Raw genomic sequence first — 13,926 nt, 5'->3', positions numbered from 1 at the left:
ATTCCAGTGAACCGTAACAAAACAGAAAGGGTGCTAATTATGGAACAATTAGAAGATAAAAACAACTTTCAAGAAGGGCTAATCCATACGTTGGAGAGTGTTCCTTTATATACAATGAACAATCAATTTCATCGTTATATGGCCATTATTAAACAACAATGTGGGAAAAGAATCTTCCCAGGGATTGGGTTTTCAATGGATTATCATGTAGCAAGACAATATGCAGTAGGAGAAGCGATTGAACGATACTGTGCAGGGATCATGAATCCGGCAGATATAGTAAACCAAACGATGAGTGAATTAAAATACCGAAGCATTTCACCTGTTCACTTCAACCGTTATACGAAGGAACAATATGCCGCTCAACATAGATTTGAAGAATTCGATGAAAAAAAAGAACGTAATTGGGTATTAGCAAATAACTACATGACGGAGGAAAAAGTATATTTACCGTTTGAAACGGTCTATTTACTAATACCAGAATACCATAAAACGTTCCGAGATGTTGTCTCAACTGGATTGGCTTCTGGACCATGTTTTGATGTTGCCTTTGAGAATGCTTTAAACGAATGTATAGAAAAAGATGCATTCATGTTGTTCTGGTTGTTGAAAAAGGTAAACTTTGAGATCTCTTTAAATAGTGTAAAAACAACTAGAATTAATAAATTAATCGAAACAGTTGAAAGTCTCAACTACTCAATCCAAATTTATGATATCTCTCAACCGGATATAAAGAGCTTTACTATATTAACAGTTCTAAAAGCTAAAGATTCAAAAGGTTTTTATATGGCTGCTTCTACAAATCGAAAGTTAAATAAAGCAATAAAAAAATCGATAGAAGAAGCGATTAGTGGATATGTTACATTACAAGAAAAAGGCGACTATCAATCAGAAACTGGAGATCAAACAGCAAACGAAGATTCTGTTTATTACTATTTCCAAGGGCATGATGACGAGGCATTAACAGAAGTGCTTAATCCACAAGGCGATCTGCAGGAACTATCGTCAATCGAACAGGAATATACTTTTACTGAAATGATTCATTCTGTTGCAAATCAAACAGACATTTTTTATAAAGATTTAACTTCGGATGATATTAAAGAGTTAAATCTTAAGAGTTTAAGAGTCGTAACACCAAGTTTATTGATTTTGCCTTATGAAAAAGTGGCATTATTAGAATCATCAAGACTACAGAAATTAGCTAATGGGGCAGAATTAAATCCCAAACCCCATCCGTATCCGTGATTTTAGGTAATAAGTGAAAAAGAGGTCGGATCCATTTTGGATTCGACCTTTTTGAATTTATTGGACATATTTATTTTTCTTAACACTATTTAAAAGATAAAGTAGTACGATGACGATAATTAGAGCAAGTATCATAATAAAGAGTAGACGATTATTAGAAATAGCCAAGGCTAGTAATTCCTTTAAACCTGGAACTTCTAAAGCATCCATAATCGGAAATACAATGTAAATAAATAAAAACACCCCAACAATAAAAGCTATTGCAAAATATTTCATCCAATGCCTCCCTTTATCTGTCGCTTGCTACACGTAATACAGAAAAATTTCTTAGTGCCTCTTATGAACCAACTTACTAAATCGAATTGCATTAAATATGTGCTAGATAAAATATTCTTCAAGAATGGCCCTTTTCCTTCCGGTAAAAAGATAAGTTTTGGATGAAATTACTAAAGAGAAATAATACATAGTCACTTAAACTCGCCATATATTGTTAGAAGAAAAGAATTGAAAGGGGACCTTAAGCCATTGGCAATCGTAATACCGATTATTAATTTAAAGGGTGGCGTGGCAAAGACAACTACAAGTGTTGGACTAGCAGAAATGTTAACATCAGAGTTTAAGAAGAAGGTGCTTTTCATTGACCTTGATCCTCAAACGAACGCCACAACGATGTTAATAGGTGAACATCGGTGGAAGGATTTAAATGACAATGGCTACACGTTAGCGCGGTTGTTTGAAAGTGCAATACATCCAGAAGAGGTACGTTTCGATCTAAATAGAACTCTCCAAAAAAACGTATCCAATATTCTCTCCTGTCAAAATCTTGATTTAATCCCTTCTAGCCTCGATTTAATCAATATTCAAGATGATTTAACAAGAGTACCAAGGGGAAAATTTTATTCAAATAATCCATACGATATTTTAAGGAAAGCTATCCAACCCATTATGAATGAATATGAATATATTATTATTGACTGTCCACCCAATTTAGGAGTCATTACCTTGAACGGTCTTCGCATTGCAAATGGCTATATTATTCCAACGATTCCCGATGTACTTTCTACATACGGCATCCCGCAAATTATTAATCGCGTAAATGATTTTGCATGGGAGATTGGGAATCAAATAGATTCTTTAGGAATTGTCGTAACAAAATATCGAGAAAATTCAACTATTCATAAAACCAATCTGACAAAATTAAGAAAAGAAATCGATGCACCGCTATTTCGTGCAATTTTTAAAGATAACAATCAAATGGCTAGTGCTGCAGATTTCACGATGGAATATGGGACGTTCCGACAAAAATGGGGATATGGTGGTCAATTCGATGCTTTCTTTACCCTTGCGATTGAAATTATTGAGAGGTATGAACGTTATGAAAACTAAAATCCAGTTGACACAGTTACTTGAAGTAATTCTACACGAAATGGATTCGAATAAAGAATTTGCAAAGAAGATTAGGGGGATTTTCAATGCAGATGAACCATCAGATCAAATTAGTGGAGATTCGAGCAGAACAGAAGATAGAGGATTATCTACAGAAGATGCAGCAAACTATGAGAATACCGCAACTTCAAGCACTATTCCTAAGAAGCGCTCACGGAAACGAAATGCAGCGCTATTTAACCCAGAAACGTTATTAGAAGAACAAGGGGAAAGTGTACTTCTGGAGAGCTTAAATCAATTAGAAGTCGATCAACTAAAAGATATTGTTTCAGAATTCGGTATGGACCCTGGGAAAAGAGTTATGCGTTTAAGAAAGAAGGAGAAAGTCATTTCTCATATTGTGGATGTTGCAAGTAACAGAATACAAAAGGGGAAAGCATTTAGAAGAATTAATTAAAAAAATGAAATTTGTTGTAATAAGAGCGGAAAATCTCGCATAAAATGTGCATTGGGGATACATTCTTGTTAATTCTGTCGAAAATTAGTATAATTAGGTTAACAATATAAATAATAAAAAAGACTGCTTGATGCTGCAACATCAAACAGTCCTTGCAATAGTCGGTCCCAATAAGGGATTGGCTCCAGAAAAGAAGGAATTACCTAACCCATCTGAGCTACCAACTCAAGGATGGGTTATTTTTTTACGTTAAAAGACAGGATCGCAATGACTAATGTTGAAAATGAAATTGCCAACATTAGTGCTTCTGAGACTGTCATGGCATCACTCCTCTCTACCAGAAGTGAGCCAACCACCCTTGAGCCCGAAACTATTATAACTTAATATTAGCACAAAGGTTCCTATTTTTGAATAATTTTACAATAGGACTAAAGGATTGAAAAGGTTATCTAATATATAGGCGACAAGACATTGGGAAATAGTATAGATGTAGGTTGAATCCAATGATTACGGGTTCGGCCATTATTTATTCCGAAAACATAAAACGCAAAAAGATATTAGAACAAGTCATATTTATTATTTTTATTCTATTAGTAAACTTATATTTTTATGATATGAATATTAAATATTTTTGAAACTTCTTTGTGGTTGGCTTATGCGCAATTAAATATTTATCGCGAAATCTCCACTTTATCTAGTGAAATGTATGTGAAAAAAATATTTTCAATAGAAAATGGCGTATATCATCCATTGAAAAGTTCATTTTGAAGAAATGATGGGTTTTAATTGTGATTTTGGGGAGATTTATGTCATTGAGGTGAGTTTGACAAAAAGTAGAAACGAACTAAAATAAAAGTACCTTCATTCATCTTTCACATATTTCCCCCCCGAAACAATCCGATATTACCAAAAATGTGATTACAAACAAAAGAATATACAAACAAAACTAGGAGGTTGTGAATTGGTATCAATTATTGATTATATTAAATGTCCTTCATGCCATTCGGTTGCGGTTATAGATGACAATTATTTATCTGATCATTTGTTAATCATCTGTCGTCATTGCGGTTATAACTATAGCCGATTATTAAACTGGGATAGGGAGACTGGTGAGAAATATGGTAGTTGACGCTCAAAAACTGTTAGAATCGAAAGTCATATTAAGCAAATTATCAAATGGTGTAAACCCAATAGATGATTCCCCAATATTTGAAGAAAGTTTCTTAAATCACCCAAAAATCGTACGTACACTCTTCTACCTCAATGATTACATTACAAAGCAAATAGAACAAAAAACATTACTTCCAAGAAAACCAACCAAATTCATTATTACAGAAGAACAACTAGCAAATGTAGTACTGCCTTCAGGAAAAATCGGGATAAACGAATTTGCTAAAGCAGTTAACCGAGTGATAGATCCACAGGTTAGTAAAAAGATAACAGGTCACATGATTAATAAAAAGTTAAAAGAGCTCGGCATATTAAGTGAAATGGTCGATGAAGAAGGTAAAGTGAATACCATTACAAATGAAAATTCTGAAGGCTACGGAATTGAAAATGAAAAGAGAACTTTTAACGGAAGAGAATATGAAAAGGTTGTTTACAATGATGTAGGAAAAGAGTTTTTATTGAATAATTTTATTGGTTGGATGAGTGAGAATGAGTAGGGGTGTTCCTTGATAGTGAGCTCTTCTAAAAAGTGATCAACTCCACTAAACAACGCACCTCGTCATAAGGAACTCCAGGTTAGATTCAAGTTCCTAATGGACGCATTAATTTGTTTATGTTCGATGAAATATCTTTTTTTATTACTAATAGTATGATTCGCAAAAATACATCTTATGTATGAAGAATCAATTGTTCATTCAACTAAGTATTGGCTTTTTCGGATGTACATATTTCAACCTTTTTCATTCAATACTATCCTTAGCAAGTCAATAAATCTGAATGAAGGGATGAGGCAATTTGACAAAACCGAAACATTCAAGTGGAAGTTGGAAACAGGATCATCCAAGTACTTTGTTTGGTAACGCTGTTCAAAGAGCAGATCGTGCGGTAAAACAAGCGATGTCACATCCGCAGGAAATTGCCGTAGAACATGCGTTTAACTCGATTGAACATGCCGAAAATGCATATGAAAATGCACGGCAACACAATGAACATTTAGATATGGTCGAGTCAAATAAAGAACATTTAGATATGGTGAAGCAACAATTAGATGAGGTTGAAGAAATTTTAGAGGAGCATTAAATTACCGATAAAAAAAGCCATTTACAAAAGTATTTCCTCCGAACAATTTTTTACTCCCACAAATAATGATTTTGCGGGAGTTTTTTATTGTGAGTTGGATGACAAATTTCATGTATAATGTTATTGTATTCTGAATTACCCACTAAACTAATACATATTATAGGATATAATAATGGAGGTTTTTGAAATGACAAAAAAAGTCTATATTATACATGAAAACGATGACTGGACAGTGCACTTAACGAAACGATTAGATGAATTAAACATACCGTATGAATCATGGCATTTAGATCAAGGAATTGTGAATTTGAACGAAGCGCCACCAGAAGGCGTATTCTATAATCGAATGAGTGCTTCTTCTCATACACGAAATCACCGTTTTGCCCCAGAACTTGCTACCGCTGTTATTGATTGGTTAGAATTTTACGGTAGAAAAGTGTTAAATGGAAGTAATGCATTGCTGCTTGAAATAAGTAAGGTAAAACAATACACACAGTTAGAGAAGTATGGTATCCGTGTACCAAAAACTGTTGCAGCAGTTGGGAAAGAACAAATTTTAGAAGCAGCAAAAGCGTTGAATAAAGTTCCTTTCATCACAAAGCATAATCGTGCTGGTAAAGGTCTAGGGGTACAACTATTCTTTTCATTAGAAGCACTTCAAGAACATCTAGATAAACCAACTTTTGAAGAATCAGTCGATGGAATCACACTTGTTCAGGAGTATGTTCAATCTCCAGATTCATCGATTACTCGTGTGTTGGTGGGGAATATGTTTACTCTGTGCGAGTTGATACGTCTGAAGGATTTGAATTATGTCCAGCGGATGCTTGTCAAATAGGGGACCTATATTGCCCGGTTGGTGAAGAACCAAAAGATCAAATGAAATTCAGAATCGTTGAAAATCCACGTACAGAGCTTATTGAGAAATATAAACAATTCTTAAAAGGTAACGGTATTGATGTTGCGGGGATTGAATTTATCGTCGATGGAGATGGAACAGTATACACTTACGATGTGAATACGAATACAAACTACAATTCTGATGCGGAAGAGTTAGAACAAAAATTTGGAATGCTTGAGTTAGCAAAATTATTAGGTAAAGAATTAGAAAAATTAAACGAACCTGTTAAGGGAAATTAAAAGTATTTGTTCGTAATACATTTAACCAATATGACCGATAAGAGAAAGCTTGTTTTTACAGGCTTTCTTTTTTACTTGTTTTTAGAAAGTGCTCCATTCCACATAGAATTTGCCCCAACTACATCAAATGCCCCCAATTTATAAGAAATAATGAAATTTTCTTGGATTTATCGGAATCTAAACAAATATTTCAACATATATAAAAGATTAACTACTTATTTTCAAACAACATACAACATAAAGGGGAAATGTAAATGTACGATATAATGAATGAATTTAAAATTACGCCACTTTTTCATTATATCCGGGATAAGTCGAAGGAAGCCGGATTATATCCATATTATGCAAATCGCAAACAAGTAATAGAATTATTTATCAATCACGAACAACTTGAAGATCGGTCCATACGAGTCGGGATTATCCAATACGAAGGAAGTAATACGCCTCAAAGAGAGCCTAATCTTGTTAACTGGAGATTTGAACGGCAAGCTTTATCATCAGAGTTATTAAAAGAGCTTGAATCGATCACTTCGTTTCGCAAAGATACCACTCTTGGCCCCCAAACCAACCCGAAATCACAATCCATCTCGTTTAAATTTGAGGAATTTGATGAATCTACAAAGGCCACTATTCAACAAATCGTGGACGTCCTTTTAAAGTATACGTAAGGTAGAAGGAATTTTTCACTTCAGTAAAGAATTCTCTATAGTTGAATCACTACACTTTTTTAGAATTGGGGAAAAAACATGGAGATCAAAAGATTATCACAGTGTACGTTAGAGGATGTATTGCAAGCTTGGAATGATGGATTTGAAGGATATTTCGTACAAATCAAATTAAATGCAGAAGCATTTTTAACTAGATTAGTTGGAGAAGGGTTGTCTCCGAGTCAATCCATTGTTGCTTTTGACGAAAACAAACCTGTAGGCATCGTTTTGAATGGATTTAGACAGGTGGATGGCAAAAAAATTGCTTGGAATGGCGGGACAGGTGTTGCAACGGACTATCGTGGAAAAGGCGTTTCGAGAGCAATTATGGAAGAAACGTTAGAAGTTTATAAGCAAGAGAACGTTGATATTGCGACTCTTGAAGTAATTAAAGAAAATGAACGAGCAATAAAACTGTATGAAAAATATGGATATGTAATTACCGATCATTTATTGTTTATCACTGGGGAATATAAGCCAGTCAGCGATTCTCTTGGGATAAAAGAGGATTTAGTCCGACCAGAACAGCTTGCTGGATTTTCGTTTTATAAAGAAGATGTGCCATGGCAATGCAGTTGGAAAAGTGCAAAACAAGGTGAAGCTAAGGTGTTTTATAATCAAGCTGATGAGCCTATTGGATATGCAATCTATCGAAGAGTTTGGAATGATGAAAAGAAATTAGATCGAATCGTTTTTCATCAATTAGAATTGCTAGATCAAGAGAAAGTGGAGTACATTCCTAAATTTATTGCAAGTATTACTACTGAACCTGTGAATATTACGACAATTAATTTCTCTGCTTCAAATCCGGTATCTAATTACTTTATAGAGCAGGGGTTACAGGTATATACTGAGCAGTATCAAATGAAGAAGATAATGAACGGATAGAAAAGATATGAGCAGGAGATTTATGATCGGTGAATCTCCTGCATTTTTTTATTCTTTCATCCAATAAGAAGCGCCATCGTTACTCCGGTCAATAAAGCCATACTCTACTAGGTGACGTCGTAATGATACAAAATCTACGTTGACTGTTTTTAAAATTTCATTTACTTCTTTTTCATTGTATGTTTTTCCTATTTCAAATCGCTTTAAAATATGTTGAAGAATGATTAACTTTTTCTTCTCTTTACTTGGAATTAAGTCAATTCCACCATCTAGTCCATTCTTAAAATAAGTTTTTAGTACCTTTTCTCTTTCTTTCTGGTCAATACCATAGCGTTCATCCACTTGTTTTGCTCCTTTATGAATCATGTAATTTTCAGGGTCATTAACTAATTGCATTAGTGCTAAGAACATTTTTGCTTGTCGCTCTTTTTCCCGTAACTTGAAGCGATGCTGCCTTACAGTAGAGATACTTTTTACGCTACTTTTGTTTACAATTTCCTGATCAGGTGTTTGTTCATAGAAATGTTGTAGCATTTCAACTTGAACTTCTGTGAGCCCAGTCGTTTTTTTGTCTAATTGAAGGATGGCATGAAAGGGTGATTCGTGGGCAGTTAAAATATGTTTCTTCATTTTTCCTTCTGCTATTAGAAGCTTTTCTTCATAGGGGTAAATTTCGTCGGTATGAAAGCTTTCGCTACAAAATAAACAATGGTATTGGGAATCTTGTAATTGATAGCCTCTTACCAGCTCTTCTATCGCTATGTTTTGAATATTCAAAGCAGCACCTCCATAAACATTTATTTGTAAACGAATGTATACTTTGTTTATAAATGGGGAATTCAGTCGAATCTGTTTTCTGAAAGGGAAAAACCTCCGAAAGTGAGTTTTGGAGGTTGTAATGATTTTATTTAATTGTTTCTACTAAATTGTTTTTCACTTCTCTTATAGTTTCGGCAACTTGGTCTTTTGTGATTGATCGGGATGCATATGTTCGCACATCGTTGTTCCCGACACATACACTATATACTGATTTTTCAAACATACATTGATCGTTACTGTCGTTCCCAAAGGCGATGAAATCTGTAATATGTAAGGTTTCGAGTCCATGGACTTTATTTATCCCTAAAGGACTTAGATCAATTGCATTTTCATTTTTATATGGCGTCACCGTAACGGGTAATTTACTTACTTTCTCTATGACAGCTTCCGTTGGATTGAATAAAACTAATTTACAAATTTTCGAAAGACTTGTGAATTCTCGATTTTGAGCTGAACTCTGATCGATATTTTTATAAATGGGGTGGTCCTTATGACCAGTAAATGAATAATCCCATTCTCCGTCTGCCAAATAAGTAAGCTCGTATGTATGTATTATTTTGTACAATTTTTCTACTAGTTGTGAATCAAAAAAGCTGGATGTGATTTCTCCATTGTCTGAAACAAAGCAGCCATTTCCACCAACTAATTTTCCCTGTTTGAAATTTGGTGGAATTACAGGTACTAAATCTCGTATGGGCCTAGCGGATGCAAAGATAATTTCATGTCCTTCATCTGAAAGTTCATTTAAAGCTTCAATGATGGATCCGTCAATTGTCTTGCCATCAAAACAAAGTGTTCCATCGATATCGAATACAAAGTTCAATTGAATCGCCTCCCTTTAATAAGTATAAATAGAATTTGGAAATATAGTAAGGGAGAAAGTGTTACTTTTCTTCTCCTGATTGAAAGTAAAGTCTATGTTTAACTAGATGGATATAAAGATAGATTGTCAGCAATAATCCTATAAATGCGAATATACTTGTCACGGCTTGTACAGAATACCATTCTGCTATTAAGCCAAGTGCTAACGTAAATACAATTTGTAGAATACCTTGTAACAGGTTAAGAATGCTGCCGAAACGCCCCATAATTTCTGTCGGTATAGACTTTTGATAGAGTGTTGCATAACCAGTGTTACTAAATGCCATGAAGAATCCAAGTGCAATGAATGAAATGATTGCTATCAACAGGTTTTGTGACATGTAAAAAATTAAGTAACTTAATAAAGTTAATGAAAATCCAGCGCCAATATAAGAGACGAGGGAAATCTTTTTTACATAGATTGCAGCTGCTGCTCCCCCTAATATTGCACCAACCCCTGCAACACTTACAACGACTCCGTAGATTGTATCTGAAACAAGAAGGTGGTCTTTTAAAAAGGTCATTTCTTGAGAGTCTAGTGCATGTGCAATCATTAAAGCGAGAGAATAGACAATGAAAAATGTCTGTAATAAACGATTTTCTCGAATAAATCGAAGTACATATAGAAAATCTGTCCTTATCATTCCAAATGTGATAACTTGTCTAGCGTTGCTTTGGTTTGCTTCAATATTAGGAAGAAATGATAAGGCAATTGCACAGATGAAAAAAGATAAACCATTAATCCACATCGCTATAGACGTATTACTCAAAGCAATGATTGCTCCACCTAAAGCAGGGCCAATCATAAAGGAACCAGAGCTTAGAATACTGTTGATGGCATTAAATCGTTTACGGTCCTGTTCCTCTACAATTTTTGTAATCATAAAAGTACTGCTTGGTCCGAAAAATGAACTAGCCATATTGGCAAGAAATATGAGTGTATAGATCAACCAAATTGTTGAAATAAAGGGCATGATACATACGATGATCCCTCGAAAAATATCAGTCCATATTAATATTTGTTTCTTATTTGAACGATCAATAATAGACCCTGCAAAAAAGCTACATAAAATCCGAGCAATCGGTCCAACGACATAAATCCCAGCAACGGCCGCTGGTGAATGAGTTAAATGCCATACAGCTAAGTTTAGTGCAATAAGGTAAATCCAGTTGCCAAGATTTGAAACACCAAATCCAAATAATAGTAGAATATAATTTTTAGGATAATTCATCGGGTTTCTCCTAACGAATCTGACTTGTGTATTTATCTATCTAACTATGAATAGTGTTAAATTTATAATAAACTGAAAATTATGAAACTGCAAAGTGCTTATAAGAATAGGGAGAGTGAAACTCATGGTATCAATTCGACAAATATATGTAGAAGAATATCCGGTAGGGAAGAAGGTAATTTTTCAATACACTTCCGAAAAGTATTACAAAGTCCGTTCTGAAAAAGTCGAGAATGGATGGTACTTTTCTTTAGTGGAAGAAGCATTTGAGACACCTTTTGTAAAAGAGATGGAAGAAGAAATCTTTGAGCCCTATAAAGAGGGTTCAGAAGTTTATATTGCAGAAATTGAAGGGCAAGAAGCTGCAATTGTGGTAATTCAAGAAATGGAATGGAATAATACGTTATTAATCCATGACTTGTATGTAAATCCTGAGTATAAGAACAATGGAATTGGAACGAAATTAATAGAAACCGCTAAGAGGCGAGCGATTGAATTAGGTGCTAGGCTAGTTACATTGGAAACGCAGACATCGAATTATCCAGCCATCCAATTCTATCTAAAGAATGGTTTTGAGGTCATTGGGTTTAATACAATGTCCTACACAAACGATGATGTGAAAAGTAAGGAAGTAAGATTAGAAATGGCTTATATTGTCTAATGCCGACCTGGTTAAAAATAAAATGACACCCTCCAACTCATATTGGAAGGGTGTTTTATTAGTCTTGAAGTGCTTTTACGCAAATAATAAAGGATTTATTCTCCGTACTTTCGAGAGAGAAGGAATTCCCCAAACCGTCTGACACATCAATGATAATCTGTAAGTGTTGCCAGTAAGAGAAGTTTGAGTTGTGCATATAGACAACTTCTCCGATTTGTTCATCTCGACTGCCTAGATAGAAGTCACCCTTAGTCATGCAAATGGGTGACGTTCCATCACAACAGCCTACAGAGTGAATGAAGATCAAATCACCATGTTGTGCCTGTAACTGCCCGATCAGTTTTGTTGCTGCTTCGGTTGCAATTACTTTTTCCGTATTAGTAGAAGCCCATTGCTCCTTCGTTATATCCGACTAACAGACATTTTACTTGTTGATAGTGGTCAAGCATCATAAGGTGGTTTTCGCGACCGATACCTGATTGTTTGTAACCACCGAATGCTGCGTGAGCAGGGTATTGATGATAAGTGTTTGTCCAAACACGACCTGCTTTTATAGCACGACCAGCTTTATATGCAATTTCTCCACTACGAGACCAAACCCCTGCACCTAAACCGTATACTGTATCGTTAGCAATTTGGATTGCTTCGTCGAAGTCTTTAAATGTTGCGACAGATAATACTGGTCCAAAGATTTCTTCTTGGAAGATTCTCATTTTGTTATGCCCCTTAAACACTGTTGGTGCCACATAGTAGCCGCCTTCTAATTCCCCTTCTAATTTGTTTTGGTGACCTCCAATTAGAAGTTGTGCTCCTTCTTCTTTACCAATTTCGATGTAAGATAAGATTTTATCTAATTGCTGTTTCGAAGCTTGAGCACCCATCATTGATTCTGTGTCTAGTGGGTTACCTATTTTGACATTTTTAACGCGCTCCAACGTTCTTTCCATAAATTTATCGTAAATCGATTCATGAATTAATGCGCGGGTAGGAGCTGTACAAATTTCACCAGAGTTTAAAGAAAACATGGCAAAACCTTCAGTTGCTTTATCCAAATATTGATCATCTGCATCCATTACATCCTCGAAAAAGATGTTAGGTGATTTACCACCAAGCTCTAATGTAACAGGAATAATGTTTTCCGTTGCATATTGCATGATGGAACGACCAACTTCAGTTGATCCAGTAAATGCAACCTTTGCAATGCGTGGATTTGTTGCAAGTGGTTTACCGACTTCAAGACCTGTACCTTGAACGATGTTTAGAACACCTTTTGGTAATACGTCTTGAATGATTTCAAGTAATACGCTAATTGATGCTGGTGTTTGTTCGGCCGGTTTCATGACGATACAGTTACCTGCTGCAAGAGCAGGTGCGATTTTCCAAGCGGCCATTAAAAGCGGGAAGTTCCAAGGAATAATTTGTCCAACAACACCAATTGGCTCATAGAAGTGATACGCTACTAATTCTTCGTTAATATCACTAATCCGTCCTTCTTGTGCGCGGATTGCTCCTGCAAAGTAGCGGAAGTGATCAACTACTAAAGGAATATCTGCATTGAGTGTCTCTCGAATTGCTTTACCATTGTCCCAAGTATCTGCAACGGCGATTTTTTCTAGGTTTTCTTCGATGCGTTGAGCAATCTTAATTAAAACATTTGCCCGTTCAGCAACAGGTGCCTTCCCCCAGGAATCCATAGCTTTATGTGCAGCATCAAGAGCTAACTCCACATCTTCAGATGAAGAACGGGGTACACGAGTAAAAACTTTTCCTGTGATAGGAGTAATAACATCTAAATATTGCCCTTTTACTGGAGGAACCCATTCGCCGCCAATAAAATTTTCATATTGTTCTTTAAAATGTACTAAAGCACCATCTGTATTTGGATTTGCATATATCATACTATTTCACTCCATTATAAATTAGATTATAAGTATTTGCCTCATTTTAGTTGCAAATACTTATGCATTTATAATGTGTAGTTTTTAATAAAATACAATCGTTTACATATGAAAAAAATTTTTCATTTCAGTCTGTGTGTTTGTTATTTTTCAAACAAAAGTTTTTAAGATGTAATTTCAATACGAGTGAAGGCGGTACGATGAAAAAAGCTACCCTTTTGTGCATAACATAAAAGGGTAGCTTTTATTGTGCGCCCGGCATGGGCTATAACTTGGTGGTGAAAGTCCACTACAGGCTTGGCAGTAGGAACTGTTAGCTAATGGCAAGGGTGTCCACCGTGAGGTGGAATCTGAAGGAAGCCGGAGGCAAATTCCCGAACTG

The 13,926-nt window shown here is 35.2% G+C and carries 16 protein-coding genes and 1 pseudogene; 10 read left to right on the top strand and 7 right to left on the bottom strand.

Annotated elements, in window-relative coordinates; all coding sequences use genetic code 11:
• The first annotated feature begins 6 nt into the window (after positions 1-6).
• Entirely contained in the window at positions 7-1,245 is a 1,239-nt protein-coding gene (locus ACOQFO_RS12205) for a YcaO-like family protein (protein WP_421689940.1), read from the top strand.
• Positions 1,246-1,302: 57 nt separating this feature from the next.
• Here ACOQFO_RS12205 and ACOQFO_RS12200 read toward each other — a convergent pair whose 3' ends face one another.
• Positions 1,303-1,521 carry a hypothetical protein gene (locus ACOQFO_RS12200; RefSeq protein WP_421689939.1) on the bottom strand — a complete coding sequence of 73 codons (219 nt, stop codon included), beginning with the start codon at positions 1,519-1,521 and terminating at the stop codon, positions 1,303-1,305.
• A gap of 249 nt (positions 1,522-1,770) precedes the next feature.
• Between ACOQFO_RS12200 and ACOQFO_RS12195 the strand changes: the two genes are divergently transcribed.
• The 3 genes from ACOQFO_RS12195 (at position 1,771) to ACOQFO_RS12185 (ending at position 3,341) form a co-directional block, all read left to right on the top strand.
• Complete coding sequence (locus tag ACOQFO_RS12195; RefSeq protein ID WP_421689938.1) at positions 1,771-2,631, top strand: ParA family protein; 861 nt, start codon at positions 1,771-1,773, stop codon at positions 2,629-2,631.
• The gene (locus tag ACOQFO_RS12190) at positions 2,621-3,088 is read left to right on the top strand and encodes a hypothetical protein (RefSeq protein WP_421689937.1); all 468 of its coding nucleotides are present in this window, start codon (positions 2,621-2,623) and stop codon (positions 3,086-3,088) included. Before ACOQFO_RS12195 ends, ACOQFO_RS12190 begins: the two co-directional genes overlap by 11 nt.
• A 130-nt stretch (positions 3,089-3,218) precedes the next feature.
• On the top strand, positions 3,219-3,341 hold the full coding sequence (locus tag ACOQFO_RS12185; protein ID WP_421690020.1) for a hypothetical protein: 123 nt from the start codon (positions 3,219-3,221) through the stop codon (positions 3,339-3,341).
• Here the strand turns inward: ACOQFO_RS12185 and ACOQFO_RS12180 are convergent.
• Positions 3,325-3,408, bottom strand: a complete 84-nt coding sequence (locus tag ACOQFO_RS12180; RefSeq protein WP_408056607.1) for a putative holin-like toxin — start codon at positions 3,406-3,408, stop codon at positions 3,325-3,327. The genes ACOQFO_RS12185 and ACOQFO_RS12180 overlap by 17 nt on opposite strands.
• A 798-nt stretch (positions 3,409-4,206) precedes the next feature.
• On the opposite strand from ACOQFO_RS12180, the gene ACOQFO_RS12175 reads away from it, so the two are divergent.
• The 5 genes and pseudogenes from ACOQFO_RS12175 to ACOQFO_RS12155 all read left to right on the top strand — a co-directional run bounded on the left by ACOQFO_RS12175 (position 4,207) and on the right by ACOQFO_RS12155 (position 8,073).
• Complete coding sequence (locus ACOQFO_RS12175) at positions 4,207-4,755, top strand: hypothetical protein (protein ID WP_421689936.1); 549 nt, start codon at positions 4,207-4,209, stop codon at positions 4,753-4,755.
• 298 nt (positions 4,756-5,053) lie between these two features.
• The gene (locus ACOQFO_RS12170) at positions 5,054-5,338 is read left to right on the top strand and encodes a DUF2564 family protein (protein WP_421689935.1); all 285 of its coding nucleotides are present in this window, start codon (positions 5,054-5,056) and stop codon (positions 5,336-5,338) included.
• A 187-nt stretch (positions 5,339-5,525) separates the two neighbouring features.
• Positions 5,526-6,478: pseudogene (locus tag ACOQFO_RS12165) on the top strand (ATP-grasp domain-containing protein).
• A 254-nt stretch (positions 6,479-6,732) separates the two neighbouring features.
• The gene (locus ACOQFO_RS12160; RefSeq protein WP_421689934.1) at positions 6,733-7,146 is read left to right on the top strand and encodes a hypothetical protein; all 414 of its coding nucleotides are present in this window, start codon (positions 6,733-6,735) and stop codon (positions 7,144-7,146) included.
• Between the two features lie 78 nt (positions 7,147-7,224).
• Positions 7,225-8,073 carry a GNAT family N-acetyltransferase gene (locus ACOQFO_RS12155; RefSeq protein ID WP_421689933.1) on the top strand — a complete coding sequence of 283 codons (849 nt, stop codon included), beginning with the start codon at positions 7,225-7,227 and terminating at the stop codon, positions 8,071-8,073.
• A 48-nt stretch (positions 8,074-8,121) separates the two neighbouring features.
• Here the strand turns inward: ACOQFO_RS12155 and ACOQFO_RS12150 are convergent, their stop codons facing one another.
• The 3 genes from ACOQFO_RS12150 to ACOQFO_RS12140 form a co-directional block, all read right to left on the bottom strand.
• Positions 8,122-8,850 carry a DUF2087 domain-containing protein gene (locus ACOQFO_RS12150; RefSeq protein ID WP_421689932.1) on the bottom strand — a complete coding sequence of 243 codons (729 nt, stop codon included), beginning with the start codon at positions 8,848-8,850 and terminating at the stop codon, positions 8,122-8,124.
• Positions 8,851-8,977: 127 nt separating this feature from the next.
• Entirely contained in the window at positions 8,978-9,715 is a 738-nt protein-coding gene (locus ACOQFO_RS12145; protein ID WP_421689931.1) for an HAD-IIB family hydrolase, read from the bottom strand.
• 61 nt (positions 9,716-9,776) lie between these two features.
• Entirely contained in the window at positions 9,777-10,985 is a 1,209-nt protein-coding gene (locus tag ACOQFO_RS12140; protein WP_421689930.1) for an MFS transporter, read from the bottom strand.
• A 124-nt stretch (positions 10,986-11,109) separates the two neighbouring features.
• On the opposite strand from ACOQFO_RS12140, the gene ACOQFO_RS12135 reads away from it, so the two are divergent.
• Entirely contained in the window at positions 11,110-11,646 is a 537-nt protein-coding gene (locus ACOQFO_RS12135) for a GNAT family N-acetyltransferase (protein WP_421689929.1), read from the top strand.
• 58 nt (positions 11,647-11,704) lie between these two features.
• Here ACOQFO_RS12135 and ACOQFO_RS12130 read toward each other — a convergent pair whose 3' ends face one another.
• Together ACOQFO_RS12130 and ACOQFO_RS12125 are read right to left on the bottom strand one after the other, a co-directional pair.
• On the bottom strand, positions 11,705-11,983 hold the full coding sequence (locus ACOQFO_RS12130) for a DUF779 domain-containing protein (protein ID WP_421690014.1): 279 nt from the start codon (positions 11,981-11,983) through the stop codon (positions 11,705-11,707).
• Positions 11,984-12,023: 40 nt separating this feature from the next.
• Positions 12,024-13,544, bottom strand: coding sequence for an aldehyde dehydrogenase family protein (locus ACOQFO_RS12125; RefSeq protein ID WP_421689928.1), 1,521 nt, complete (start codon positions 13,542-13,544; stop codon positions 12,024-12,026).
• Positions 13,545-13,926: the final 382 nt, after the last annotated feature.

The sequence above is a fragment of the Ureibacillus sp. MALMAid1270 genome, assembly GCF_049202975.1.
Classification (GTDB): Bacteria; Bacillota; Bacilli; order Bacillales_A; family Planococcaceae; genus Ureibacillus.
Note: the sequence above shows the minus strand (reverse complement) of the source record. Positions and strands in the feature narration are given on the sequence as shown.

Coding starts and splice junctions, on each gene's coding strand:
- ACOQFO_RS12180 (WP_408056607.1), bottom strand. CDS start 3,408: ATGACAGTCTCAGAAGCACTAATGTTGGCAATTTCATTTTCAACATTA.
- ACOQFO_RS12125 (WP_421689928.1), bottom strand. CDS start 13,544: ATGATATATGCAAATCCAAATACAGATGGTGCTTTAGTACATTTTAAA.
- ACOQFO_RS12140 (WP_421689930.1), bottom strand. CDS start 10,985: ATGAATTATCCTAAAAATTATATTCTACTATTATTTGGATTTGGTGTT.
- ACOQFO_RS12200 (WP_421689939.1), bottom strand. CDS start 1,521: ATGAAATATTTTGCAATAGCTTTTATTGTTGGGGTGTTTTTATTTATT.
- ACOQFO_RS12160 (WP_421689934.1), top strand. CDS start 6,733: ATGTACGATATAATGAATGAATTTAAAATTACGCCACTTTTTCATTAT.
- ACOQFO_RS12185 (WP_421690020.1), top strand. CDS start 3,219: ATGCTGCAACATCAAACAGTCCTTGCAATAGTCGGTCCCAATAAGGGA.
- ACOQFO_RS12135 (WP_421689929.1), top strand. CDS start 11,110: ATGGTATCAATTCGACAAATATATGTAGAAGAATATCCGGTAGGGAAG.
- ACOQFO_RS12155 (WP_421689933.1), top strand. CDS start 7,225: ATGGAGATCAAAAGATTATCACAGTGTACGTTAGAGGATGTATTGCAA.
- ACOQFO_RS12175 (WP_421689936.1), top strand. CDS start 4,207: ATGGTAGTTGACGCTCAAAAACTGTTAGAATCGAAAGTCATATTAAGC.
- ACOQFO_RS12190 (WP_421689937.1), top strand. CDS start 2,621: ATGAAAACTAAAATCCAGTTGACACAGTTACTTGAAGTAATTCTACAC.